Consider the following 366-nt stretch of genomic DNA (forward strand, 5'->3'; position numbering starts at 1 on the left):
TGGGTTCCAGCTCGGCGGGGCGCAGGCCGGCCAGCACGGCCACGCGGTAGGCGGCCTGTCGGCGCGTGGTCTCCAGTGCCGGCAGCTGGCTCTCGGTGGTCGCGAGGTTGGCCTGCGCGCTCGCCAGGTCGCCTTCGAGGCCGCGGCCGGTCCGCACCTGCGCCTCGGTCACGCGCAGGCTGCTGCGCAGGCTGTCGAGCGTGCGGCGCGTCACGGCGATGCGTTGCTCGGCGCCGCGCATCTCGTAGTAGTTGCGGGCCAGCTCGGCCACGGCCACGATGCGCACCTGTTCAAGGTCGGCCGCCGAGGCCTGCGCGCGCGCCGTGGCCGCTTCGTCGAGCCGCTGCAGGCGGCCGAACAGGTCGA

Annotated in this window: 1 protein-coding gene; it reads right to left on the reverse strand. The window is 75.1% G+C overall.

The features are described from left to right. Positions 1–366, reverse strand: a 366-nt coding sequence (locus tag DBV14_RS05390; RefSeq protein ID WP_148092429.1) for a TolC family protein, incomplete at both ends; no start/stop codon positions are given.

The sequence above is a fragment of the Variovorax sp. KBW07 genome (assembly GCF_003852515.1).
Lineage (GTDB): Bacteria > Pseudomonadota > Gammaproteobacteria > Burkholderiales > Burkholderiaceae_C > Variovorax.